At 44.1% G+C, this 24,821-nt stretch carries 17 protein-coding genes; 6 read left to right on the top strand and 11 right to left on the bottom strand.

All coding sequences use genetic code 11. From position 1 onward, the window contains the following. Positions 1–233: 233 nt before the first annotated feature. From AB1S55_RS05470 to AB1S55_RS05460, 3 genes are all read left to right on the top strand, one after another. Positions 234–791 carry a hypothetical protein gene (locus tag AB1S55_RS05470; RefSeq protein WP_370980785.1) on the top strand — a complete coding sequence of 186 codons (558 nt, stop codon included), beginning with the start codon at positions 234–236 and terminating at the stop codon, positions 789–791. After that, complete coding sequence (locus AB1S55_RS05465; protein WP_370980784.1) at positions 791–4,435, top strand: Ig-like domain-containing protein; 3,645 nt, start codon at positions 791–793, stop codon at positions 4,433–4,435. The genes AB1S55_RS05470 and AB1S55_RS05465 overlap by 1 nt, the downstream gene beginning before the upstream one ends. Positions 4,436–4,744: 309 nt before the next feature. Beyond that, positions 4,745–5,371 carry a hypothetical protein gene (locus AB1S55_RS05460; protein ID WP_370980783.1) on the top strand — a complete coding sequence of 209 codons (627 nt, stop codon included), beginning with the start codon at positions 4,745–4,747 and terminating at the stop codon, positions 5,369–5,371. An 83-nt stretch (positions 5,372–5,454) separates the two neighbouring features. On the opposite strand, the gene AB1S55_RS05455 is transcribed toward AB1S55_RS05460, so the two are convergent. From AB1S55_RS05455 to AB1S55_RS05405, 11 genes are all read right to left on the bottom strand, one after another. Further along, complete coding sequence (locus AB1S55_RS05455; RefSeq protein WP_370980782.1) at positions 5,455–6,267, bottom strand: hypothetical protein; 813 nt, start codon at positions 6,265–6,267, stop codon at positions 5,455–5,457. Between the two features lie 81 nt (positions 6,268–6,348). Beyond that, on the bottom strand, positions 6,349–7,020 hold the full coding sequence (locus AB1S55_RS05450) for a hypothetical protein (RefSeq protein WP_370980781.1): 672 nt from the start codon (positions 7,018–7,020) through the stop codon (positions 6,349–6,351). 742 nt (positions 7,021–7,762) lie between these two features. Continuing rightward, positions 7,763–8,053 (bottom strand): hypothetical protein, encoded by a 291-nt coding sequence (locus AB1S55_RS05445; RefSeq protein ID WP_370980780.1) that lies wholly within the window; start codon positions 8,051–8,053, stop codon positions 7,763–7,765. Next, a complete protein-coding gene (locus tag AB1S55_RS05440; RefSeq protein WP_370980779.1) occupies positions 8,053–8,538 on the bottom strand; it encodes a hypothetical protein in 486 nt (161 codons plus the stop codon). Before AB1S55_RS05440 ends, AB1S55_RS05445 begins: the two co-directional genes overlap by 1 nt. A gap of 35 nt (positions 8,539–8,573) precedes the next feature. Further along, the gene (locus AB1S55_RS05435; RefSeq protein ID WP_370980778.1) at positions 8,574–9,479 is read right to left on the bottom strand and encodes a hypothetical protein; all 906 of its coding nucleotides are present in this window, start codon (positions 9,477–9,479) and stop codon (positions 8,574–8,576) included. Between the two features lie 293 nt (positions 9,480–9,772). Further along, a complete protein-coding gene (locus AB1S55_RS05430; RefSeq protein WP_370980777.1) occupies positions 9,773–10,345 on the bottom strand; it encodes a DJ-1 family glyoxalase III in 573 nt (190 codons plus the stop codon). A 28-nt stretch (positions 10,346–10,373) separates the two neighbouring features. Beyond that, complete coding sequence (locus AB1S55_RS05425) at positions 10,374–12,821, bottom strand: DUF748 domain-containing protein (protein ID WP_370980776.1); 2,448 nt, start codon at positions 12,819–12,821, stop codon at positions 10,374–10,376. Positions 12,822–12,959: 138 nt separating this feature from the next. Beyond that, positions 12,960–15,296, bottom strand: a complete 2,337-nt coding sequence (locus tag AB1S55_RS05420) for a DUF748 domain-containing protein (protein WP_370980775.1) — start codon at positions 15,294–15,296, stop codon at positions 12,960–12,962. A 105-nt stretch (positions 15,297–15,401) separates the two neighbouring features. After that, positions 15,402–16,574 (bottom strand): ABC transporter permease, encoded by a 1,173-nt coding sequence (locus AB1S55_RS05415; protein WP_370980774.1) that lies wholly within the window; start codon positions 16,572–16,574, stop codon positions 15,402–15,404. Next, positions 16,571–17,338: an ATP-binding cassette domain-containing protein gene (locus AB1S55_RS05410; RefSeq protein WP_370980773.1), complete on the bottom strand. Its 768-nt coding sequence runs from the start codon at positions 17,336–17,338 to the stop codon at positions 16,571–16,573. The genes AB1S55_RS05415 and AB1S55_RS05410 overlap by 4 nt, the downstream gene beginning before the upstream one ends. A gap of 2 nt (positions 17,339–17,340) precedes the next feature. Further along, positions 17,341–18,945, bottom strand: coding sequence for an alpha/beta hydrolase (locus AB1S55_RS05405; RefSeq protein ID WP_370980772.1), 1,605 nt, complete (start codon positions 18,943–18,945; stop codon positions 17,341–17,343). A 296-nt stretch (positions 18,946–19,241) separates the two neighbouring features. On the opposite strand from AB1S55_RS05405, the gene fbaA reads away from it, so the two are divergent. The 3 genes from fbaA to AB1S55_RS05390 all read left to right on the top strand — a co-directional run bounded on the left by fbaA (position 19,242) and on the right by AB1S55_RS05390 (position 24,793). Continuing rightward, positions 19,242–20,321, top strand: coding sequence for a class II fructose-bisphosphate aldolase (fbaA, locus tag AB1S55_RS05400; RefSeq protein WP_370980771.1), 1,080 nt, complete (start codon positions 19,242–19,244; stop codon positions 20,319–20,321). A gap of 232 nt (positions 20,322–20,553) precedes the next feature. After that, entirely contained in the window at positions 20,554–23,985 is a 3,432-nt protein-coding gene (locus AB1S55_RS05395; protein WP_370980770.1) for a DUF3857 domain-containing protein, read from the top strand. Positions 23,986–24,040: 55 nt separating this feature from the next. Then, positions 24,041–24,793, top strand: a complete 753-nt coding sequence (locus tag AB1S55_RS05390) for a metallophosphoesterase (RefSeq protein ID WP_370980769.1) — start codon at positions 24,041–24,043, stop codon at positions 24,791–24,793. The last annotated feature ends 28 nt before the right edge of the window (positions 24,794–24,821 follow it).

Here is a 24,821-nt window from a genome sequence, read left to right as displayed (position 1 = left end):
TAAGGCATATGAAGATGCGCCCCAAACTAGAGGCGCGAAAGAAGGCATTGAAACAACAAACACCAAACTAAAATAGCAATAAAAAGTGTGACCTAGTTCAAATTACGTAATAATCTAAGCCCTCTTATCCAATAATAAGCACCGTTGGTAAAGCGCTAGTTGTTAGCAAGAAAGGCCATCACTACAGTTCGACGCGTAATGATTCACAGCGTTCGCTGATATTAAGGATGAACATGGCCTCTCTCGTAAATACTCCCCCCTGCTTTAACAGGCAGCCACAGAAAAATCGACATAAAAAAAATTTAAGCACTCTTAGTTTGTGCATTATTTTAAGTGCTTGTGGTGGCGGCGGGAGTGAAGCCGATGCTTCAAATGGAGCTAATAATGGCAATACACAAGCTACGCCACAGCCCACGCAAAGCGTAGAAGCCAGCCCAGATACAAGCCCTAATAGCACTCCGAATCCAAATCCCAGTACGACCCCAGACTCAAGTCCCAGCACCACGCCAGAGCCCAGCCCAAGCAGCGAAGCAAGCGCCCTTATTCGCCCCGAACTGAGAGCCGAACAAAGTGATGGCGATTTAGTACTTCACTGGACAGAAAGTAATGCCACTCGTTACCGCGTGCTTATTTGGAATAGTGATGGCGAACTCAGCACCAGCACGACAAGCAGCCTGAGCCTGACACTGAGCCCAGAACAACGAGCCGATGGCAGCGTCGCGATAGTCGAAGCTTATAACAGCGCAGGCGACAGTCTATTCAGCGAAACCGTTAACGTGGGGGCTCTCTAATGATCACACTATTCAAAGGCCTAGGACTTTCTACCGCATTCCTTTTCAGCGGTATCAGCGGTATCGCTTATAGCGCAGATTACCCAGCTAATATCGACTATGGCGACAAGGGCCGATTTATTGCAAAACGAGGCACCGAATACGGGCGCACAGCGATATTAATGCCGGTTGGCCCCCTGCTTATTAACCTGCCCGAAGGGCCTGGCTCAACAAATGTTGGCCTAGATGACGGAGTCTTAAACCGCACTCGCGATTCCGCTTGGGATCTCTCTGACTTAGAAAACCCAACACTCTTTAGACAGCTAAGTTGCGACCGTTTTGAAGAAAGCGATCCCCAGTGTTATCCCGGCATGCCCATACTGGCTCACGCCACCGTAGTACGCTACGACTCAGAACGCGGCCCCGTACTCTACGCTCGCAACTCAGGCCACTTAAGCTACCACGCAGACCAGCGCGGCACCGATGCCGAACTGAGCGATGCTTATATGTCGTCGGAATGGAACTACGACCCCATTGGCTACCTACACATGACCGCGCCTTATTACACCCGCAGCTATTGGGATTACGGTGCCAACAATGAAGGCCAATTTATTATCCGCGACACCTCACAGCTTATTGAAGGCGGCCCAGTTAGCCCCTATACCGTTGAAGGCATTCCCGAACTCGAAGAACTATTTGGCCCAACCCAGCTCGGCATATGGTTCGGTGAACCTCTGGTATGGTGGGACCACCTAAACCTGACGAATGTCACCGGCTTTAGCTCTTGGCACGGTAACTTCTTAGTGGTCGCATCCGACCAACGCTCAACAGGTTTAGCTATTTACGATGTTTCTGGTTTTAAAGAAGGCCGTCAACCGCGCCTTATTAGCACCTATAACGAAATGCGAACAGAGCCCAACGGCAACACTGTTGGCGTGGGTGGCTATTGGTCAGAACCCTACGGTGCGAGCAAAATCGTGTTTGCCGCTCGCCAAATTAGCAGCCCCATGCGCAACTACCCCGCTTTTTATATTGTCGACTTTGAAGACCCAGCCAATCCTTACGTCAGCTGTGAACTCTACTTCGACCAAGATAGCGAAGACGACAGCGACGGCGACGGCAGCAGCGACCCGATGTATGTTAACTTCCAAGATCACTACGCCTACGTTGATCACTTTCAAGTAGATATGAATGCTTGTGAACAAGCCTTCGATGATGAACAGATCAGCGATGCCGAATTCGACCGCATCGTATACAAATTTGACGACATCGCTAACCACTGTGACTCCAGCCAATATTTTCGCCCCATAGGCCAAGTAGGTATCTTTGGCGGTTACGACTGGTGGGTAACGCCGCCAGAAACAGGGATTAACGAGCAGGGCATGTGCTTTTTTGTCACCGATGACGAAGCCGATACAACCCGCCCCTACATCGCCGGCCACCGACCTCTCGACGGGCAAAGCAACGTGCCTATCGATACGCTTATCCACATCCACATTCCTGAAACCTTGCGCACGGAAAGTTTAATCAACGCAATTACAGTGACCAACACAGATACCAACGAAACCGTAGCGTTTCGCCAGCAACTCGCGCATACCGGCACCATTGGTGTTTGGCCAAATGAATACCTTGAAGCTAACGCCAACTACCGTGTCGACATAAGCGGCATACAAGATTTCATGGGTAATAGCATGCTTGCTGACAGCTTTAGTTTCAGCACAAATGACGGCGATTTAATCGGTGGTGACACACCCGAGCTCCCCGAAGAAGAAGCCATACCAAGCTACGAGGGGCCAAGCTACTTTCCGAATAAATCGAGCCAACTGGCTTGCCAGCCCGAAGTAGAAAACGCTGACCTTTGGGTAGTAAACCCAGATAACGACAGTGTCAGTATTTTTTCAAAAGAGCTCGACGCTGAAAGCTTGATCACCAGTCATCAGTTTGAAAAAGAAATTAAACTCGATTACGAAGCACCAACCTCGGTAAGTAAAATAGATAACTTATTTGCCGTAACTTATAGAGACGACGATAAAGTCGTATTTTTTAATGCCCAGGGTTTTCCTGAATTCTCTATCGATACAGGTCATGGCAGCCAACCAATTAGCTCTGTAGCCGATGGCAATAAACTTTACGTCAGCCTTTATGGTTCCGGTGAACTTGTGCGAATTAATGCCGACGAAAAACGCATAGAGACCCGCCTTGAAATTGGCCCCCACCCTAAAGCAATGGCCCTTGCTGGGCAGCGTTTATTAATCACTCGTTTTATTTCTGCGAAAACACACGCCGAAGTTTACGACGTAGATATAAGCCAAGAAACATTAAGTAGCAGTATTATCACGATTAATAAAGTTTTGATTGCCGATGACATTGTTAATGGCTCCGGTGTGCCCAACTATTTAGCCAGCATCGTTATAAATGACGATGCCACACGAGCTTATGTCACCGCCAAAAAAGACAATACCAACAGAGGTACGCGCCCGTCTGCAGGAGAAAACGCGGAACCCCTAGACGATGACAATACCGTCAGACCAATGATCGCCACCATCGACCTAGTTAATTCACGCGATTTAAATACAAACCCTGAAACTGCCGAAGGCAGCCAAGATTTAGACAACGGCGCAGACCCTCACGGAATCAGCTTCTTACCCAAGGCCGACGTTCGCATACATACCATGCAAGGTAACAATATATTGGTATTAGAAGACAGCGACTTAAATAGAAGAACCTTAATTAGTACCGGTGCAGCGCCGCAAGAAATTTGCAGCACCCTCAGAACAACCTACGTTAAAAACTTTGCAGAGCGCAGCATCAGCGCGATTGATACCGCAGCTTATTTACACGACGCACGCATACAGCTCAGAACAGAAACCCTTATAAGTGTAGAAAATGAAACACTAAGCCCGAGCGAACTTCGCGGCCTTCAGCACTTTTACGAATCCAGTATTCCTGAAATGGGGCCAGAAGGTTATATGAGCTGTGCGAGCTGCCACTTTGGTGGCGGGCACGACGGACGCACCTGGGATTTAACATCGATGGGTGAAGGCTTGCGCAATACAATCTCATTAAATGGCGCGAGTGGAACCCGTTTCGGCAACCTTCATTGGTCAGCTAATTTTGATGAAGTGCAAGATTTCGAAATTCAGATGGAACAACTTAATGGCGGTGAAGGCTTAGTAGTAGGCGCGGCAACCTTTAATGGCGAAAGCCCATTAGAGTTACACACCACCGGCCTTTCCGATGAACTAGATGCACTGTCTGATTACGTTAGCGGCTTAGGAAAAGACAGCGTTAAACGCTCGCCTTATCGCGACTATAACGGAGAACTAAGTGCCGCTGCCCAGCGCGGTAAAATAGTATTTGATAACGACAACTGCGCAAGCTGCCACCAAGGGCTTTCATACCGCGACGGCCTTCGCCACGATGTCGGCACCATAACAAGCGAATCGGGCCAACGCCTAGCAAGCGGCGCAATAGACGCAATACGCACACCGACATTAATTGAACTTTGGGACAGCGCGCCTTATTTCCACGATGGCAGCGCGACAATGCTTATTGATGTATTTAGCCGAGGCGATCACAGCAGGGATTTAAGTGAGAGCGAGCTAGATGATCTAGTGGCTTACCTCTACAGCATTGATAGAGAACTTTATATAGAGGATGAATAAATCGTAGAGAGCGATTTTGGGGTAGAGTATGTATCTACCCCAAAACTTTGACTCTGGAGGTCAAGCTCTCTGTCTCTTTGATTTACTGATTTACTAAAACATAAGCGCACTTATATACTGTGATGAGCTCATGTAATATTTTACAAATCAAAAATCGCTATAACTACACAAGAGGTACAAACTAACCCTGTGTAATCGGCCACGTCAAATACTATGCATTTGATACGACAGACATTAAAGTCATTTTGTCGCCCTCCCTATCGATAACGGTTTTAGAAAAAACTCAAGGACAAATAGAAAGGAAACTATATGTGTAATCAACCCGGCCCAGGAATATCAGTAGGCGCAATGCTAGAAAGAGCCATACGGCGTAGAGAAAACGATTTAAAACGAGACCACTCAGCCAACCCATGGAAAGCCTATCGTGAAAATTCCATGCTGACATACGCACTCGATGCCGCACGAAACAAATGCTACGTAGGTTACAGTGGTATTGGTGGCGGAGTTATTCTAGGCACGGATAGAACAAAACCGACAGGTGTATGGCCAAAAGCTTATTGGCGCATGAACCAACCACACGAGACTGGCGATGCCATAGACCAAGAACTTATTGAAGGTACGTCTTATTTACCTAGGGGGCCTAAAAAGCAGCGCGCCTTAGCACTAAGACAAGTCCTCCAACACATTGATGATACAACGGTCGAGATTGGCAATGCCCAAGGTATCATTAGGCCTGGCTGTAATTGCGGTGAGGTAAGTGCAGTAGGGCTCGCTCTGCGATGTGGGTCAAATATCAAAGACCTATGGGTAATTAGCATTAAGTCGAGAAAAGGCCGGCATCAAATTGAGCCACCTTGTGGTAACTGTATGAAATGGATAAAAGCAACCGCCGGTTACGGCATCGATTCAGGCTGGCAAGTTTGTTCTGGCGTTTAAATACCGAAAGGGGAGTTAAAAATGCCTCCCCTCTCGCAAGCCAGTCTATCAGACTTAATAAATAGAGGTCTTTGCTCTTTGATTCACACTGTTTTTTGCAATACTCGGCCATGAATTCTATTTTCCCACTCTATATAGCTACCATATAAAATAGGCTTTGGGTTCTTTTTCGTCCAGGCTACTCTCTTCTCTCTGCTAAATACCTGAGTGCTCGCTAGAACAGGCTTGAACTGATCACATTTTGCTTTAATGTCTAATAAAGCCAACGTGTATGCATTGGTTGCTTGAGAGTAGTTGTCTGAGCTTTCCCTTGCGTTAGCATATAGGTCTGCGTGCCTTCTAAAGTGGCCTTTTTCAGCCCTACTTTTGGTATCAAGGTGACTTACTATATTCATTCCTATCCGACTTACCTCAAAAGCCAATTCAGACTCATCAATAAACTCAGTTTTTTTACTGGCGTAACAAATGTAGCGCCCGTGTCGCTCAGACTCATTTTTCAAAAACACGACCGATAACCTTTGCTCAGTGTTGTAATTTTCAAACGTCACACTGTTAACACCAAAACCATCTAAAATCGACATAATATACGCTGTAAGTTCGTTGTACCCCCCGATACTACGCCGCTGTATGACAGTTACGTTCATCGCTCCCTTTGAGGGGGACCCAAGAATTTCGTAAATGCTATTTATGTATGTAACGACCCCATCTCTACCAAGCATTACTAACTTATCTGAGTCATAGGGAACATGCGCTAAAGCGTATTTAGTGTTGTCGTTTTCAGCGTATTGGAAAAGTAGAACAACGCATGTTCCAACACCACCGGTTTTAAGAACATCCGTATCTGGCCCCATAATACCAACCGTATTCATCGGAACGTATTGAAATCTAAGAGGCATAGCTAAAACTCCTTATTAATTTAAATCGTAACTAATCCGTCACCTGAACAAATATTTTTTTAAATTGCTTATAGAAAAAATTCAAAATACATTAATATCGCCATTAGTATTCATCGCACAAACTTTTGCTATTCTCCGCCTTTTAGGGTCTCGTGCTAGAGCACCAAGAACAACAGTGTACGCCGATCCGTTAGGTTCATACAAACCATAGAACTCCGCAGCATCTTCTTTTAAGTTCAACCTATTGATCTGGGGGAGATTAGGGCCCACTGGGTTGAAGGCGGATACTGGCGTTATTCTTCCTTCATCTACAGCATCTCGCCATGCGCTTTTTGCTTTCTCGGTAATGTCTGCCTTATCCACGTCGGTACCTACATGACCAACATAACGTGTATTATTATGCATGAAAATAGCTAGCCAGCATCCAGACATTTTTCCAGTAAATACGGGTTTATCTATTAATGGGGCACATGTTACAAACCCTGGGACGTAAGGTAGCCAAGTAAAATTTCGGTGTGTTTTATCTTTCGTAGCATGTACGGCGTCACCTGTTTCAATACTACTGGCACGCTCCTTTTTTTTGAAATATTTACCATTAATTTTAATTTTTTCCGTTTGAGACTGTTCAATATGAAAGCTTTGATTAACGACCCGAACAAAATTGGCAGGAAAGTTTTCTGTCGTAATATTATTTGCGTGTTGACCTAGATTAGGTATATCTAGATAACGATTTTCAATCAACTTGGTTAACATATTCGGTGCTCCTCCTTGGTTTATATGGCCTCATGGCCGCGTCATCCCAACGCTGCTTACTGACACCAAAATCAACAACAAGTAATCATTTTAGAGCGTTAAGACGCTTAGTGACTTAAGCGGGCTTAATGTAGCACAGTTTCATATCTGTTTTTACTGAGGCTTAAGTTCTTTCTGCTCCTCCAATACAACAATAATTAACGTTAAGTAAGGGGAAAAAACTAAGAACCCAATAAAGCTTTGCAACTACGTACACCAGCATCCTGCTTAAGGCCAAACTGCTCTACAGAATACCTAACCGTATTACTTCGACCGACCAAGCCTTTAAAACTCACTTCAAACTGGGTGCTAACATTAAGCCATCAACGCTGATCAATTTTGAGCCTATCAATGATATTAGGAAGCTGTGAATGAATAACTCCGCGCTTATTCGATCGAATCAGCCTGCCCATCCAATCGACCAGCTCTAGATAATTTTGTAGGCGAAATGGAAACCCTTTTGGTATCGATTTATGCGGGTTACCAGTAAAAGCCAGCATAGCAACTGGCTGCCTGCCGAACCTTATTAGAAGCTTTGATCATTGAGCCAACCTTTATTAAACGAGTTAACTAAATGCTAGAACGAAATAAGAAACTGAAAATAAAGTGGGTGCCCCTTTTATTTTCCAAAGGGCCTAACTGAAGACTAGGTAAGGTTATTTATAAGGCAAACTTAGTGGGTGTCCTTTATTTTGTTAGATTTTTACCGTTTGTCAGTAACTTCTTCCCATTCAGACTCGTAGCCAGAAGAACGAAAGTAAGCCATAAAAGTGATGATTATCTTTTCTAAAATATACTCAGAGCTTTCACCAGTTTTTGCATCTTCTTCGTTCGACTTCTCTACCATATCCCAGTAGAAATTTGCCAAATGAAGGGCTTCCTGACTACTTGACAATTGATCCCGATCGATAATGTCCTTTGCGACTTTATCAGAAAGCAGGTTTGCATAATGTATTAGTGTTTCTTTTTCTTGGTTGTGTGTATATGGAATCATCACAATGCCCTTGATGCGTCACGAATAATTGTCATTTTATCTGCAACCCATTCTAATTTCCTTACAAGCTCACTAACCGTCATTTTCTTTCTTACTGTTAAGAAATAGTGCCGGTCATCTTTTGCATCGGGCTCAAATTTTAACTCACTAGGCAAGTCAGCTTTTTCGAGCACCCAGAAAACGTCCACAGATTTACCAGGATTTTTGGATACTTTTAGCTTGTAGATACCCTTTAAGTGCTGCCAATGTGCAGAGAAGCTAAGCCCCATTTGAGAATGCGGCAGCACCCATTTTCGGCAGTTTGAAAAGAAAAAGTCACCTACTTGGATACCATGAATCAACTCTGTACCTTTAGCAACATCACAAGAACGGTAAAAAACTGGACTTCCGCCCTCTGGAATTGGCCGAGCAAGGACTTTGCCCTCAGCAGCCTCTAACCTCTTAATATAGTCCCTCAAATCTGTGAGGATTTTAAACTGCTCCATAGTTCTATGATCCATGATTCAAATGTAGCGCCCAGCTAAGCCGCCGGAACGGAGTTGATTGTTTTGTGCGAGCGTAGCGGAAAAGCACAAAACGAGCAACGCAGTGGAGGTCGGTTTGAGCTGTTTGTTAAAGGTCTACTACGCATCAGGGTCAAAGGTATGCTCAGGGTAATATTAAGTACCTTATACATTTTCGGAATGCCACGGACCGTTTGTACTTCTACATCGACTACATATGCAAGCTCTTGCCAAGGCTTTCCAAATTTGGGATCAACGTGAAGCATCTCTTCTTTTACAGCATTATTCTCGAAAATAACCTTCAAGCCAGTTTTTGACAGATCGTCAATAATTGCCTTATTACCGGTATCAGAATTCGGATCAAATTTTGTTTGATACCAATACATAACCTTACGCCTGTGTATATTGTCTTCTGGTGTGTCTAGATCTTCGATCATATGACCAATACGGTTTTGCATTGCATTGGCTTCAGCGGAGTTAATAATAAATTGATTTATTACTTTTCCACTATCTGAGACATTTATATTCATCTGTGAGCCATTATCTTTTGCCACCGGCTCAACAAACTTATTCCATTCTTGAAGGTCTTGTTTCGATACGTTTTTCGGTTTCGTGTTTGTTTTTCCAAGAAGCCACTTACAGGTATCTTCAACAACCTTAGACCATTGAGCCAGGGTGCCCCCCTCCCAAAGCAAGGGGACTATAGGGGCCGCTTGAGAGACAAGCTCTACCACGATCGAGCCACTACGCACCTCTTTAATCAATAGCTCTGAGCCAACATCGGTTTCTTTGTTTGTCTCGGACTCAACAAACTTATGAAATTGATGATTGAAAGCTAGCAAAGATAATGAGAGGGCTTCTAGGCCTACGGGCCTTTCGTTGTTTATCTTTATTTCCAACCTTTTACTAAGGTCAATTTCCATTATTTTGTCCATAGTTCGATTTGACCTTTAACAGTTAATTAAATAGGACAATGTCCTTTTACACCCTTCCACAACCTACCCCCATAAAGCAATAAGATCGACACGAATCAACAACTTAACACTCCCTTATTTGGTCCGATGCATCAGCTGTAGTTGACAGCTTCCTAGCATCTCTGAGCTCTTTAAATAAAGCTAAAAAACAGCTTATGAAACCACATAGGAATCACTAAGAAAGTGCCCTTCTTTGCCTTTTATAAAAGCAAAGAAGGGCTAAACTTCTACACTATTAAAAATCACACCGGGCTTACAACCAACAACGCCTCTGCCAACTCTTTAACTTTTTCTTTCCCACATAAAAGCGCAACTAAGGTGAGCGACCATGCCATTGCTGTACCTGGGCCACGGCTGGTAATTAAGTTATCGTCGACCACTACATCTTGATCACTGCGGCTTAAGACACATTGGTCTAGCTCAGGCATAAAACTGGGGTAACCCGTTGCCACACGGTTTTCTAATAAATTATTTCGACCAAGTACTACCGCTGGCGCAGCACAAATCGCAGCAACTAGGCGATCGCTATTTAATTGGGTTTTAAGTAGGGTAATTAATTCATCACATTGACTTAAATGCTCGGCACCGGGCATGCCACCGGGTAAGACGATTAAGTCCCACTCTTTATCTAAGCACGGTGCGAGTAGACTGTCGGCAACAAAGACCATTGAGCGCGACGCGTTCACTTCTAAACGATCACCAATAGAAGCCGTACATACGTTTAAGTCTGCACGCCTAAGCACATCAATAACTGTTGCGCTTTCAATTTCTTCGCAACCATCGGCAAGTAATACCAATACATTAGCCATGTTCATTCTCATCCTTGTTCATGTTTTGACGTAATTAATCTTGAATCTCTATTCGAGCTAGGCCGTCTTTGCTGCCGTCGTAACGGGCTGCACACAACAACAAACGCTCACTGCCTATACCACGTAAAACTAAATTGGCTTTTAAGGTAGTCGCTCTTTGTTGCGCCATTTGTAAGGCTTGGTGGTGCTGTTCATCCAGCAGCTTTGTTTCTGCCGCCAAACCAAGGTCAGCACTGATGGCAACAGGGCAAAGGCGAAGATCCAAATTAGGTTTATCTAGCAATAGCTGGTGCAGTGCTTCGGCCATGCTTGCACTTTTTTCATCGAGCTCCTGTGTAGCAGGGATATAGCTTAGATCAGAGAATCTTACTTTTAAGGCTTCTGTGCCCACCATCATGGCCACACCGAGCAATTGCCCATAGGGAATAAACTGCCTAGCGATTTCATTACGTGCTTGGCTCAAAATTGCTTTTTTAAGCACAAGACTCACCACACTGCCAAAACCGAATTCTGGGTCTGTCATGTCGCCATCAACACTTAATTTAAGCTTGATATTGCCTTTATGATCTTTAAGCATGTTTAAGGCTAGGTTGATAGGAATAGACGCCTGCCCAACAGCGCTGGTTTCTTTTACGTGATCATCATCGCCGGATGAAAATACAGGGCCGCGCAATAGCACAACGGCTTTGCTATCTAAGATGCCCAGCTCTGCCGCGCCTTTGTAATCTAAATCCATTTCACCGGCCATAATGTCAAAACCGGCTTCATGTTTAAGAAATGGCGATACCTTATATAAAGGAAACTGTTTAGCGACCATATCGAACTTGCCGCTAGGTTTGTCATGGAACAGTTGCCAGTCGGCGCTCAGATTTTGCTTAAAATATTCACCGTCACTTAGCTGCATGCTTACATGCGTCATTTGTTCTGGTTTTGTATTGTCGATCTGGCTAAGTTCCATTTCTTCCAAGTTCAAGGCCAGGTCAAAAATAGGTAAGGTGCTTTCATCATGAAAGTGAATTAATGAGTTTTCTAATAAAACGATACGCTTAATAGAAAAGGCAAAATCCGCTTCTTGGCTTGCTGTCTCTTCGCTCTCAGCTTGAGAGTCTTTTTGCTTAGTATTTTGTGTATCGTCGGCTTGTTCACTTTCGTCAGCCTCTTCTTCGATATCAACAAGAAGGTTATCCCACTGTCCGCTTTTGGCTTTAAAAGCCTTAAGCTTAAATTCTTTAATGACGATCGTATCTAAATTCGCCTGACTGCTGTTTGCCGCAATGTCTTTTAGCTGTAAGGCCGAGAGGGTAAAAAAGGCCTCTTTGTCTTCCGGTTTGGAGAAAACAAAGCTATCGAGCTCTATGTTTGGCGCGCTGAAGTTGGGGTCTGAGGCATTACCGCTTATCAAAGCATCACTGAACTGTATGCTCTGTAACTGAGCAAGCTGCTCATACCTGCCTTCATCTTCCAAGAGCTGGCTAGCAGACACGTTTTTCATTTGCATAGCCAAAGGCATTTTAATAATGATGTCTTCTGGTTTGATTTCAAACTCTGCATTTTCTGAGCTAAAAACCAATTCATCAAAGCCAGCTTTCCAAGGTGCTTGTGTGGCACTGACGTTTTTCAGTGCCAGTGATAAGGAATTAAACTTGAGGGCCTGCTCCAACAACTGCGGTTTATCTGATGGCGGCATGGCAAGATCAAAAGTAAATGCCAAGTCGGAACTCAGTTTAATATTTTGTTCTTGCTCATCAAGTAAATACAAATAAGGATCTAAGACAAAGTTTTGCAGCTCGAGCTTGCCGCTTAAGCTACCGCCACTTGGCTGCCAATCAAGCGCGGAATCAAATTCGATATTTGCGCCATTGAGGTCGATGGAAAAATCGAGCGCCGATTTAGCTTCGTTTTCGTTAGCGTAACCTTGCTGCAAACGAAAGCTTTTTATATGTAGATTATGTAAACGCCCTGCATCATCAATAAATACACGCAGATCATTTAACTCAATAATAGGAATGTTGACCGCCAAAGGCAGGGATCTAAGCCCCGTCACTTGCGGCTCCTCAATATAGACCTCTTCTTGCTCTACGCCTGGCTGCTCATCAACAAGGCTAAAACCGGCAATCGATAAAGCCTCATCGTCGCGATGTAGATAGAGTTCCATGCCATTAATATGCAGGCTGGTAATTTCCAGCTCTTTAACAAACAAAGTTAAAAAGCGGAAATCAAAACGCAAGCTCTCTAGGTAGAACTGGCGACCTTTATTACCCTGCCAGTGCAGATCTTTGATTGTGATATGAGAAAGAAAGAGGTTGATGCGAACACTGCTTTCTTGGCTTAGCTCTAAACGGCTTTCACCAAGTAAATCACCTAGAAAGTGGCGACTGAGCATGGGTGAAAACACCCAAACTAAGGAATTGATTAAAAGAACACTGCCTACCAGATAAGCAATTATGCGAATCCAAATTCGCGACCAAAGCTGCCTTAACATGCTTTCTTACGCCTCACTGCTGCGCCAGTGCCTACTTTGCGTAGCACACCCGCGTTACTGAAAAATCCAGCAGTCATACTAAGAGACAGAGCTAAGAATTCCTAGCCTCTGCCCCTTAAATACAATTGGGCTTGTCAATTAATCCTGCAGCTCAACCCTTGGTAGAGCGTCTTTATCGGCATCGTAACGTGCAGTACATAAAAGCAGGCGCTCAGAAGCAATGCCACGTTCAACCAGCAAGGTCTTCATGTAGTTGGCGCGATTCTGGCCAAGCTTTAATACTTTGTGGTGCATGTCATCGGTGATCTTCACACCCGCCGTAACACCGGCATCGGCACTGGTGACAAAAGGACACAAACGCAAATCGACCTTGGGTTTATCCATTAAGAGCTTGTGTAACTGATCAAGCATAGGCGCACTAGCTTCATCAAAATTCATCGTGCCAGGCACATAGCTAAAATCAGCAAAGCGCACTTTTAAGGCATAAGAACCCGCAGCCATGGCTACGCCTAATAAATGCCCATAAGGCACAAAGGTTTTAATAAGCTGGCTCTTGGCTTGATCCATAACGATTTTCTTAGCGACCGTACCAAAAATAGTCACCAAACCAAAGCTTGGGTCATTCATATCGCCATCAATAGGGATCTTTAATTTGATATTACCCTTGCCATCTTTAAGCATGTTAAGCGCAATATTCAGCGGTACAGCTGCTTGGCCTATCACTTCTCCATCACCATGATCATCATCACCCGATGAGAATGTTGGGCCACGTAATAATACTTTAGCGACACTATCTAACTGAGCTTTCTCAACCGTTCCGCTGTAATCCATATCCATCTCACCAGCCAAGATATCAAAGCCCAACTGGTGCTCTAACATAGGAGAGACTTTATAAAGCGGGAACTGCTCCATCTTGGTGGCGATGGTGCCGCTTGGTAAATCATTAAAGAGCTGCCAAGTAACATCGAGTTTTTGTTTGTAGTACTGGCTATCACTCAAGACCAGCGCAATATCAGTAAGTAAGTCTGGCTCAGCGCTGTCTACAGCACCCACGGTGAGGCTTTCTAGAATTAAGCCCAAATCGAAAATAGGTTTAGTGCTCTCATCGTGCATATGAATGCTTGATGGGCTTAGCAACTCAATACTACCAACGGCAATGGTAAAGGCCGATTGCTCTGCAGGGCTTGGCTGCTCTAGATCAACAACCTCGGGCGCAGCTTCACTATCGGCTGGCTCTTGCACAACTTCGGCTTCTTCATCCATAGCCAGTAATAAGTTGAGCCACTCACCCTGCTCGTCTTTTAAGGCTTCAAGCGTAAATTCTTCAATAGCAATATGAGCAATCTCTAAGCGATTGGGGTTTGCATTAATTTGCTGCAAACTTAAACCGTTCAATTTAAAGAAAGCATCGTGGTTTTCTGGCTTAGAAAAATTAAGCTCTCCCAACCTTAAGTTCGGCGTGCTAAAAATAGCTTCAGCAGGTAAACCTTGCACTAGGGCATCTTTAAACTTGATACTTTCAAGTAAGGCTAATTCTTGGTAGTCACTACCTTGCAACTGAGCAGCAGCTATTTTATTTATCGTAAAGGCTAAAGGCAGGTTCAGCGCGTAGTCTTCACCTTGTTTAACTAAACGCCCCTGCTCAATAGATAGCAATAGGTCATTAAAGGCCAACTGCCAAGGCTCGTAACTGGTCTTAAAGTTAAGTAGGGCTAGGTGCATCTGCTTAATATTGATTTGACTATCAAGCAGCTTAGGCTTGTCGGATGGCGGCAAAACAAATTCGGCATCAAAAGCCAAGTCACTTTGCAAAGCAAAACCTTCTATATCAGGGGTAAGATAAAGATAGGGTTCAAGCGATAAACCCGTGATATTCATGTCTGTTTTCAGTACACCACCTCTTGGCAGCCAATCTAGCACGGTATTAAACAAGAGCTTGGCGCCGTTAATATCAACATCAATACTTAAAGACGAAAGCAACTGCTGCTTATTGGCAAAACCACGCTCTAGACTCAGTTTATGGAGGTGCACATGGTGTTCTTGCCCCGAATCATCAATAAACAGCTGAATGTCTGTCAGCTCAATAAAGGGGATATCAAAGGCAAGCGGTAAGGACTTTAAGCCAGTGACTTCAGGCTCGGCCTCTTCGGGCGTTTCTTCAACGATCTCAACACCGTCTTGATTTGCCTCCAAACGAAAACCCGCCACTGAGAAAGCTTCATCTTCTCGCTTTAGGTGTAATTCAATACCGTTAGCACTGAGATGAGTCACTTCGACTTCTTTTAAGGCTAGGGTGTGCAGGCTGAAATTGAAATCAAGGCTATCGAGCTTAAAACGACGCCCTTCATTACCTTTCCAGCTGAGATCGTAAATGGTGAGGCGCGAGCGGAATAAGTTAAGGCGCATGCTCGACTCATCACTCAGCTCAAGCCGGCTTTTATCTAAAAGTTCACCTAAGAAGTGGCGAGTAAGCATGGGAGAGAACACCCATACCAAAGAATTTATAATACATATGCATCCCACAACGTAGGAAAGGCCGCGAAACCATCTTCGCGACCAGAGCTGATTGAACATCCGTTTTTACGCCTCACTGCTAAAAATGCGCTCACTATGAAACAGCACATTTGTTACTACAAAAAGTCCAGCTGCCAATAGTAAGCTACCCGTGGCACTTAATAAAACTTCTTGTAGCTGCAGAGGCTCACCAACCACAACTTTTTCGATTAATAAGAACTGGCTCATCACTGGCGTGGCCAGCAACCAGAGGCTTTCTTTGATATTTAAGAACTGAATAATAAAAAACGGCGTCATAGGCACCATCATCGCAATACCGAGATGGGTCTGCGCTTCTTTACTGGTGCGCGCGAAGCTTGCGATCAACAGCATGCCCGAGGAGAAAAAACAGATTAAAGGCAGCATTAGCAAATAAGCAAAAAAGAAATCGAGTGCCGACACACTGATGATGCGCTGTAATTCTGGAATAGGTGCAAATTTAAGCAGGCTAAAACAAGAGATCACCACAACCACACCCGCCAAGGCAACAAAGGTGCTCAACGCAGCCCACTTCGCTAGAACCAAGGTGCTGCGCCGCATGTTCAAGCTTAAAAGCGGCTCTAGCGAATGGCGCTCGCGTTCACCGGCGGCGGTATCCACGGCCAAATAAAAACCACCCAGAGTTAGCGCCAAGACCATAATAAAGGGCAGCATGCGGGCGATCATTTTTTCAGGGCCGCCGTGATCGGCCACATCGGCATCGATCATTTGCAAAGGGCGTATTAGCTGGCCATCCATACCTCGCGCCTGTAGGCGTTTAGAAGCCATGCTTCTATCGTAGTTCTGCAGCACACCCAACAAACGCTGGCGAGCCTTATTGCTCGTATCATCTTCACTATTAAAATAGAGCGTCACAAACGCTGTGCGGCCAGATGCCATATTCTTTTGGTAGTTGTCATCAACGCTTACAACTAAGTTCATATCGCCCGACTTAAGCTGTTCACGCCAACCGGCTTCGGCCTGTTTTAACTTAATGTTACGCTCGGCTAAATAGCCCTCTAAGGGCCCTAAGTCTTGCGCGCTATAAACATAGAGATCCTGATCAAAATTTATGCTGTGTTTGCTAATACCTCCAGCAATAGAACCCACAAGCATTAAAGGCATCAATAAAGGGCCGTAAAGCAAGGCAAAAAAGATAGAACGCTTATCGCGAATATTGTCTTTTAACTCTTTTAAATAAACCGCTAAAAACGCCTTCACAGGGTTACCTCCAGTTTTTCACCGATAGCAACAACAAAAGCATCTTCAAGCTGAGCCTGCCCGGTTTGCTCTTTAATACTGGCCACACTGCCCGAAACGGTAATCTTGCCTTCATTAATAATGGCCACGTGATCACACAAGGCCTCAACTTCTTGCATAACGTGTGAGCTTATCAGTACGCAATGGCCTTCATCGCGCAGACGCCTAAGAATGGCGCGCAAGCTACGCGTCGCCATCACGTCCAAGCCATTGGTTGGCTCATCTAAAATTAAGGTTTTAGGTTTATGAATAATCGCCCGCGCCAGCGCGACCTTCATTTGCTGGCCCTGAGAGAATCCGGCACAGCGCCTATCGGCAATGTCATCCATATCCAGCAATTTAATAATTTGCTCAAGATGCTTATCGACAACATCGCGAGGCACAGCTGCTATATCGGCGTAATAACGAATATTTTCTACCGCCGTTAAGCGCGGATACACACCGCTGTTATGCGGCATAAAACCGATGCTCTTGCGCACAGCTTGAGCATGCTCATCAACCTTAAAACCATCCACCACCACCTGACCGCTATCGGCCTTTAACAAGGTGGCAATAATACGCAGCGCCGTCGATTTACCCGCACCGTTCGCACCTAATAAACCGGTGATCTCGCCATCAAGAGCTTGAAAGCCAATGTCATCAAGGGCAGTGATCTTTGTTTTCTTTTTAGACCAAGGCGCACCCGCTTTGCGGTAGGCCTTACATACTGCTTCTACCTTAATCATGCTTAGTGCTCCTGTGCAGATGCAGGCATAGCCACCGGCCCGTTGTAGTTAAGGAAAAACGGCGACGACTTGAGATCATCAACACAGCTCACTGGCAAACCCGCCACACTGGCCTTTTCAACAAATTTAGCGACTAAGTCCGGGCCACAACCTTCGGTTGATACCGAATGCCCCTGCCCTGGGAAGACAACATGGCGAGCATTGGCCAACTGCGCCATCGCCATATCGGCATAGCTCGGCGGTGTAATTGGATCAATTTCGCCACTTAATAAAAGCACTGGTTTATCACTGCGAACCGGTTCTTTAAAATGTTTATCAATCGGGCCGGTAGGCCAAAGCTTGCAGATATCGATCATGACCTTGTATTGGTTTTCACCCATGTAACTTGTGGTGAGTTCAATGGTATCGGCATCTTTTTCGTTAAAGAAAGGCACATCTTCCGTACACATCACCGTGTTGTGCATGCCCATAGCAATGCTCTTACTCATGGCATCGACCAACTCAAAGGCATTGCGCGCCATAGGGCTGTAATGGCCTTTTTCCGCATCGGTGATCCACAAAGGTAATAGGGCTATGTTGCCGTCGCGATACAAACTTAAGCGCAACAAACCCAATAAGTGATCCAAGGTAAAATCGCGCTCGACCATCTTTCCAGTATTTGCATCTTCAAAGCTTAGGGAAATAGGCGCTGCTTTTAAGCGCTGAATTAAATTATCTGTCTTTGCACTTAGATTAGGAAAAGCCTGATTGCACTCTGGCGTATTTTTACAACGCTCAAACACTTGCTCTAATGCGCGTTGGCTTTCTAACGCAATCGCCGGCCCTAAATTCAGCGTCGCTGGCACCACCGAATCTAGCACCACCGAACGTATCGCCTCGGGGTGCTCACGCAAATAGTGCTGAGCGACTCGCGTACCATAAGAGGTACCCAGTAGGTTCCACTGCGCAATGCCCAAGCGCTTGCGTGCAAATTCAAAATCTCGAATAGCAACCGACGTTGTGTAGAAGCGAACATCGCCACCGAGCGTTGCTAAACACTCACCAGTAAATTGTTTTACCTGTTCAAAATCATGGGCCGAGGGCAGGTCATACTCATCACTTGGGCAGCGCAGCGCGTTACTTCTGCCTGTACCGCGCTGATCGATCAGATACAGGTCTCGGCTAGCCGCCAATTTGTTGTAGCGGTGGTCGGCAAATAAATAACCTTCAGATGCAGCCTGACCCGGGCCACCTGCCAACATCAGCATAGGGTCTAGCTCCGCTCGACTTTGACGAGCGGGAATACGCACGATAGATAAACGGATGCTTTTACCTTCGGGCTTGCTGTAATCCAGAGGCACTTCTAATTCAGCGCACTCCGCGCGGCGACTCCAGCCAACATCTAAGGCCAACTGGCATTCTTGAAAATAGACTTCCGTTAAAGCACTCGCAACGGGGGCAAACATGTCGCTTTCAACAACCTTAGTTGCGGCCTTCGCTTGTGAGGAATAAAAACAAAGTAACTGCACAAACAAAACAAGAGCGACGACACGCCAAGTTCTCGCTCGTTTTTTTTGTATATATAAGTAGGAATAAAAGCGTTTCTTTAAGCTTGTTGATAGAGGCATATCCGTAAGCCATTCTCAATTTAAGATTTCGAGTGCATCATGCCAAGGGCTGAACTAAGCTACAAGCGACTTGCCATTGAGCGGGCAAAGTCTCCAGTTTTGGTAACAAATTGGTAAAAAAGCTGAAAAAAACCACGACAAATAGTCGAGCCAGCGCAAGAAACAGCAATTTTTTGTGCTCAAACCCGATGATATTGAGCTAGACCAAGCTCTTGCATGGAAAAAAGGTAGCATTTTCGGTTAAAATTCCGCCCGCCAAATGGCCCTCATTCCAAATTGCTTTCAGGAAATTGCATATGTCTGACAAAATTTCGTCCGTAGTTAAACCTGGTGTCGCTACTGGTGACGACGTTCAGAAAATCTTCGCTCTAGCCAAAGCCGGCAAATTCGCCCTGCCAGCTGTTAACTGTGTTGGTTCTGACTCTATCAACGCTACCTTAGAAGCCGCCGCAAAAGTAAATTCGCCGGTTGTTGTTCAGTTCTCAAACGGCGGTGCTGCGTTTGTTGCTGGTAAAGGTCTGAAGCTAGAAGGTCAAGGCAATGCAATCTTGGGCGGCATCGCTGGTGCCAAGCATGTACACGCAGTTGCAGAAAGCTACGGTGTTCCCGTTATTCTTCACACTGACCACGCAGCGAAAAAATTACTGCCTTGGATCGACGGCTTGTTAGACGCTGGTGAAAAGCACTTTGCCGAAACCGGTAGCCCGCTTTTCTCTTCACACATGATCGACTTAAGTGAAGAAAGCCTCGAAGAAAACATCGAGACCTGTAAAAAATACTTAGAGCGCATGTCTAAAATGGGCATGACTCTTGAAATCGAACTAGGCTGCACCGGCGGTGAAGAAGACGGCGTAGACAACAGCGACATGGACGCTAGCCTACTTTACACCCAGCCTTCAGAAGTAGCTTACGCTTACGAAGAGTTGAGCAAAGTTAGCGACCGCTTCACCATCGCTGCCTCATTCGGTAACGTACACGGCGTATATAAGCCAGGTAACGTTAAGTTAACACCTACCATCTTGCGTGATTCACAAGCCTACGTAAGCGAAAAGTACAGTGTTGATGCCAACACCTTGAACTTCGTATTCCACGGCGGTTCTGGTTCTTCTGCTGCAGAAATCGAAGAGAGCATCGGTTACGGTGTTATCAAAATGAACATCGACACCGACACCCAGTGGGCTGCTTGGGACGGTATTCGCCAGTACTACAAAGGTAACGAAGACTACCTTCAAGGCCAAATCGGCAACCCAGACGGCGAAGACGCTCCAAACAAAAAATACTACGACCCACGTGTTTGGTTGCGCAAAATGGAAGAAAGCATGGCCACTCGTCTAGAGCAGGCATTTGCTGACCTAAACTGTGTAGACCGCTACTAAGTTTAGAGCTAGATATTAAGCCGCTTTAGTGGCTTTTAAGAAAGGCCAGTTTCGCAAGGAGCTGGCCTTTTTTTTGTGGGGAAAACAACATAACGCTTAAAGTATAAACAAGCCTGATCCAAAACATCGATTTCTGCATTGCAAGATCATATCTATGTGTTTTGTGATTTAATACTCGCTTAAACATCACATTAAAAGCTAGTGATTATCATATCCAAAACGGAGAAATTCAATGGGGTTTAAGACCTTCGCAATTACCTCAGGCCTTATTGTTATTACTTTACTTTTTAGTGGTGAAGTAGCATTTGCAAACCAATCAAATATCGATACAGCAGAAGCAAACGTCAAGAAAACCAAAGCGGCACCTTGGGTTATTGATAATACAATCCCTAGCACTCCTGAATCACGCTTAACGGCAGTATCAAATGGCATACTCTATAAGCTTAGTGATAGGCAAATAAAGTGGTTGCCTGACGGATTTGAGTTTTATTCACGCTATGTTTATCAAGTTACCGATCGTTCAGGGCTTGAATTTGCGTCTAAATTATCACAAGGGTTTGATCCAGAAGATACAGAGCTCGCTTTTAATTTCATTCGTATAACACGAGATGGAAAAACAGCTGATCGATTACCTAACGCTGATATTACGATTCTTAGACAGGAAGAAGAGCTAGACACAGATATCATTGATGGCAACCTTACCGCACTGATAGTACTAGATGATGTGCGTAAAGGGGACATTATCGATTACGCCGTATCTGGACGAGTGAAATACAAGTTATGGCCAGGAGAGTTTTTTGACACAATAACTCTGGGCTGGTCTGTACCAGTTGGCGAGTCTCGATATAAATTGATATGGCCAAAAGATAGGCACCTTAATACCAAGAATTTTTTAACCGATATAGAGCCAGAAATCACCGAAGAAGAAAACAACAGAACTTATTCCTGGACGGTCTCAGACCCTAATCCCATACCCGCTGAAGAAGGGACGCCAGCATGGGTTTACAGTTGGCCCACAGTATCTCTATCCACTATGAATAAATGGGAGGATATTCAATCATGGGCCGAGCCTTATTATAAAATAAGTAGTGAACTTCCAGATAATTTCAAGCAACAACTTAAAACCATTAGAAAAAAGTGGCCTGCTCCGAAAGACCAGATGACAGAGGCACTACGACTAGTACAAAAAGAAATTCGTTATGTAGGTATCGAAATTGGACTAGGGTCACACGTCCCTCGCCCACCAGAAGAAGTACTTAGACGCGGCTATGGTGACTGCAAAGATAAGAGCATGCTTTTAGTTGCCGCACTTAAAAACCTAAACATCAAAGCATGGCCTGCTTTAGTCAATTACAATATGGGCCCAGGCTTGCCCCAAGAACTTCCTTCGCCATTTGCATTCAATCATGCCATCGTAAAGGTAAAGATAAAAAATGAAGTCTTCTGGCTAGACCCTACACTTAGCTATCAAGGCGGTAGAGGAAGCAATATAGAACAACCTGCATATGATTACGGCCTACCTATTGGCGGTAAGAAGAACGGTTTAGAAAAAATCGAAACAATAGCACCTACTTCACCAACACTGTATGCTCAGGAAAACTTTCTTATACCAGAGGAAGGGAATTCGGGGCTAGACCTCGAGATCATAACCACCTATAGGGGCTACGAAGCAGATTCTGAAAGAAGGCTAATTGCATCACAGTCGCTTGAAGAATATCAAAGAAGTTACTTAAATTATTATAACGGTACATTTAATGGCATTGATATTAAGTCCCCCATCAGTATTGATGATGATATTGACAAGAACGTTATTATCATCAAAGGGGCATTCTTCTTAAGTCAAGAACAAGCTGAAAAACTCGAAATAAAGAAAGAAATATCTCTTAATGCATGGGCTGTAAACGGTTTATTCTACCAACCAAGCCAAACTAGCCGTCGCACTGAACTACTCATGCCTTACTTAACCAACCGCGCCCATCAAATTACAATTACACTTCCTGGCCACAGGCCTTTAGGCATAGCTCCAACCATTGAAAAGATCGACAGTGGTTTCTTTAAGCGCACCTTTATGGCAAACAAAGAAACACTAAAAATCGATTTCCAAGTAGTTAACAACTCTTCCTCCATTAGTGCTAATGAATCAATTAAAGCGATCAAATTATCTGAAAAAATAAATGAAAATGCCAATCTTAATTTCCATGTTGATCAAGTCCAACAAAGTCTATCTGGTATATTTAAAATTAAACAAGACACCATCACCCCTTATGAAGATCAAATCACAGAATCGTTCCTATTGTTTAACGATAAAAAACTGTATGAGTCGCTAAAAATCCTTAACGGCCTTGAAAAGGAAGTAACTGAGAAGAATAGGCTTCGCGGCCTAATACAAACTATGCGCGGCGAAGTGCTTATATCACTTAATCGTAAAACCTCTGGAATAATAGCCCTAGAAGAAGCATTACCACTATATAGAGATCTCCCCACCACCTACTTCTTAATGGCTGGAATATATCGTCAAAAAAATGAACCAGAAAAAGAATCTTCAGTTCTAACTCTTTTAGCACAAGAACACCCTAATAGTGCTAGCGGAATCAGAAGTAAATCTTTATATGAATTAAATATAAAGCTATCCGAAAATGACAAAGATGGCTTATTTGATGAACTTGCACTTAAACTTGCAAAAGCCAACTATAAAAGTAGTGAAGACGACGAATGGATTTACGAAAGAGCCATTAAATCACTAGATTTTGAAAACCCACAAGACAGCATAGATGAAGCAAAGCCATATATTGAAAAGATCATAAGCCCTTACAGCTTACTTAAATTAATGACCAACAAAAAATACAAAAAACTATGGCCTCTAATTGAAGATTATGCAGGCAAAGATCTAAGCGTTGCAATCAACAGAAACATAGAAATTACTAAAACTGAATTTCATAATGACAGAAAAAATTATATAAAAATTGCAGCCTATGTCGACGCGCTACACACATCAGGAAGAATGGTCGACGCCATCAAAACAGCAAAGCCTTACATTGAAGACTGGGATAGTATTGAAGCAGAAGGAAAGGATGCCTTTTGGCTTGTAAACTCATACGCATATCTCCTTAATGATATTGGCAAGCACGATGAGGCCATCAATATTCTTAATCGAATCACATCGCTCCCTATCAGTGACTTTCCAGACTCTATAAATATGAGAATAAACCAGTCCATAATTTTAATAGGGCAAGGAAAATATAAAGAAGCATTAGAATTCACCAAAACCATAAACCGAGAATATGCTAGCGAATATGGACAAATGTTTATAGATCTATCTCGATCCTGTGCACTTTATAAATTAAACAAAAAAGAAGAATCCAAAGCCATTATCAACAACATGAGCAAGATTAAAAATAAAAACATAGCAGCTTATAGCAGGGCTCTTGCCTGCACCCAGAATGACGATCTATTTGAATCAACAATCATTGACCGATTAAACAATCCAACCCAGAGATCTTCTGCGATACCATTATTTATAAGCAAAAAAAGACTTAAAAAATCAGGCGACCTCAACCTCGAAGAAGAGGACTATTATAATAAAATGCTATCAAAAACATCCATAAAGGAAGCCTTTGACAAATATGGAAGAATAATAAAAGTAGACAAAAACTATGTTAAATAAAAACAAAGAGTTACTAGCCTTGACATAAAATCAACCAACGAACCAAGAGACTACCGTGAAAATTTCCGCTATATCAGATATACACAGCAATGTTTATGCACTTGATGCGGTATTATCTGACATTAACAAACAAGGCGTAGATCTATGCGTCAACCTTGGCGACATTCTTTACGGTCCTATTGCTCCACAAGCCACCTATGAACTGCTTATGCAGCATGAGTTAATTACGATAAAAGGCAATCAAGATAGGCAAATTTACCAAGCCCTTCAAACTGACATAGATTCGAACTCAACCTTAGCGTTTATTCTTCAAGATCTAGGAGCAGAAGCATTGCAGTGGATGCAAAGCTTACCGGCAAGTTTGCAATTGAACGAGCAAGTATTTTTATGTCACGGCACGCCAACAAATGACTTAATCTACCTACTTGAGAATATTGAAAGTGGTCACGCTCTTTTACGGAGTGACACCGATATAATCAAGCTACTTGATGGTGAAACCTCCCAAGTTATTCTATGTGGTCACTCTCATCAACCGAGAACAGTACTTACCAGCAGCCAGCAATTAATTATTAACCCGGGTAGTGTTGGTTTGCCTGCCTATAACGATGATGAGCCCAGACCTCATTCAATAGAAAATTTTAGCCCCCATGCTAGCTACTGTATTCTTGAAAAGAGCAAAGGTGCTTGGCATGTTCAAAACCGTAAAATAGCCTATCAACACCACAAAGCGGCCAGTGATGCGCTGCGTAGAAATAGAAATGATTGGGCCCATTATTTAACAACAGGTAGAAGCTTAAGCGGCCTATAATATCAGCGATAAACCAAGCTCCTAGCTT

Source organism: Agaribacterium sp. ZY112 (genome assembly GCF_041346925.1).
In the GTDB taxonomy this organism is placed as follows: domain Bacteria; phylum Pseudomonadota; class Gammaproteobacteria; order Pseudomonadales; family Cellvibrionaceae; genus Agaribacterium.
This window is presented reverse-complemented; position numbering and strand designations above follow the sequence as displayed.

Bases quoted from the DNA above. Each gene is read 5' to 3' on its own strand.
- AB1S55_RS05470 (WP_370980785.1), top strand. From the start codon at position 234: ATGGCCTCTCTCGTAAATACTCCCCCCTGCTTTAACAGGCAGCCACAG.
- AB1S55_RS05465 (WP_370980784.1), top strand. From the start codon at position 791: ATGATCACACTATTCAAAGGCCTAGGACTTTCTACCGCATTCCTTTTC.
- AB1S55_RS05460 (WP_370980783.1), top strand. From the start codon at position 4,745: ATGTGTAATCAACCCGGCCCAGGAATATCAGTAGGCGCAATGCTAGAA.
- AB1S55_RS05455 (WP_370980782.1), bottom strand. From the start codon at position 6,267: ATGCCTCTTAGATTTCAATACGTTCCGATGAATACGGTTGGTATTATG.
- AB1S55_RS05450 (WP_370980781.1), bottom strand. From the start codon at position 7,020: ATGTTAACCAAGTTGATTGAAAATCGTTATCTAGATATACCTAATCTA.
- AB1S55_RS05445 (WP_370980780.1), bottom strand. From the start codon at position 8,053: ATGATTCCATATACACACAACCAAGAAAAAGAAACACTAATACATTAT.
- AB1S55_RS05440 (WP_370980779.1), bottom strand. From the start codon at position 8,538: ATGGAGCAGTTTAAAATCCTCACAGATTTGAGGGACTATATTAAGAGG.
- AB1S55_RS05435 (WP_370980778.1), bottom strand. From the start codon at position 9,479: ATGGAAATTGACCTTAGTAAAAGGTTGGAAATAAAGATAAACAACGAA.
- AB1S55_RS05430 (WP_370980777.1), bottom strand. From the start codon at position 10,345: ATGAACATGGCTAATGTATTGGTATTACTTGCCGATGGTTGCGAAGAA.
- AB1S55_RS05425 (WP_370980776.1), bottom strand. From the start codon at position 12,821: ATGTTAAGGCAGCTTTGGTCGCGAATTTGGATTCGCATAATTGCTTAT.
- AB1S55_RS05420 (WP_370980775.1), bottom strand. From the start codon at position 15,296: ATGCTTACTCGCCACTTCTTAGGTGAACTTTTAGATAAAAGCCGGCTT.
- AB1S55_RS05410 (WP_370980773.1), bottom strand. From the start codon at position 17,338: ATGATTAAGGTAGAAGCAGTATGTAAGGCCTACCGCAAAGCGGGTGCG.
- AB1S55_RS05405 (WP_370980772.1), bottom strand. From the start codon at position 18,945: ATGCCTCTATCAACAAGCTTAAAGAAACGCTTTTATTCCTACTTATAT.
- fbaA (WP_370980771.1), top strand. From the start codon at position 19,242: ATGTCTGACAAAATTTCGTCCGTAGTTAAACCTGGTGTCGCTACTGGT.
- AB1S55_RS05395 (WP_370980770.1), top strand. From the start codon at position 20,554: ATGGGGTTTAAGACCTTCGCAATTACCTCAGGCCTTATTGTTATTACT.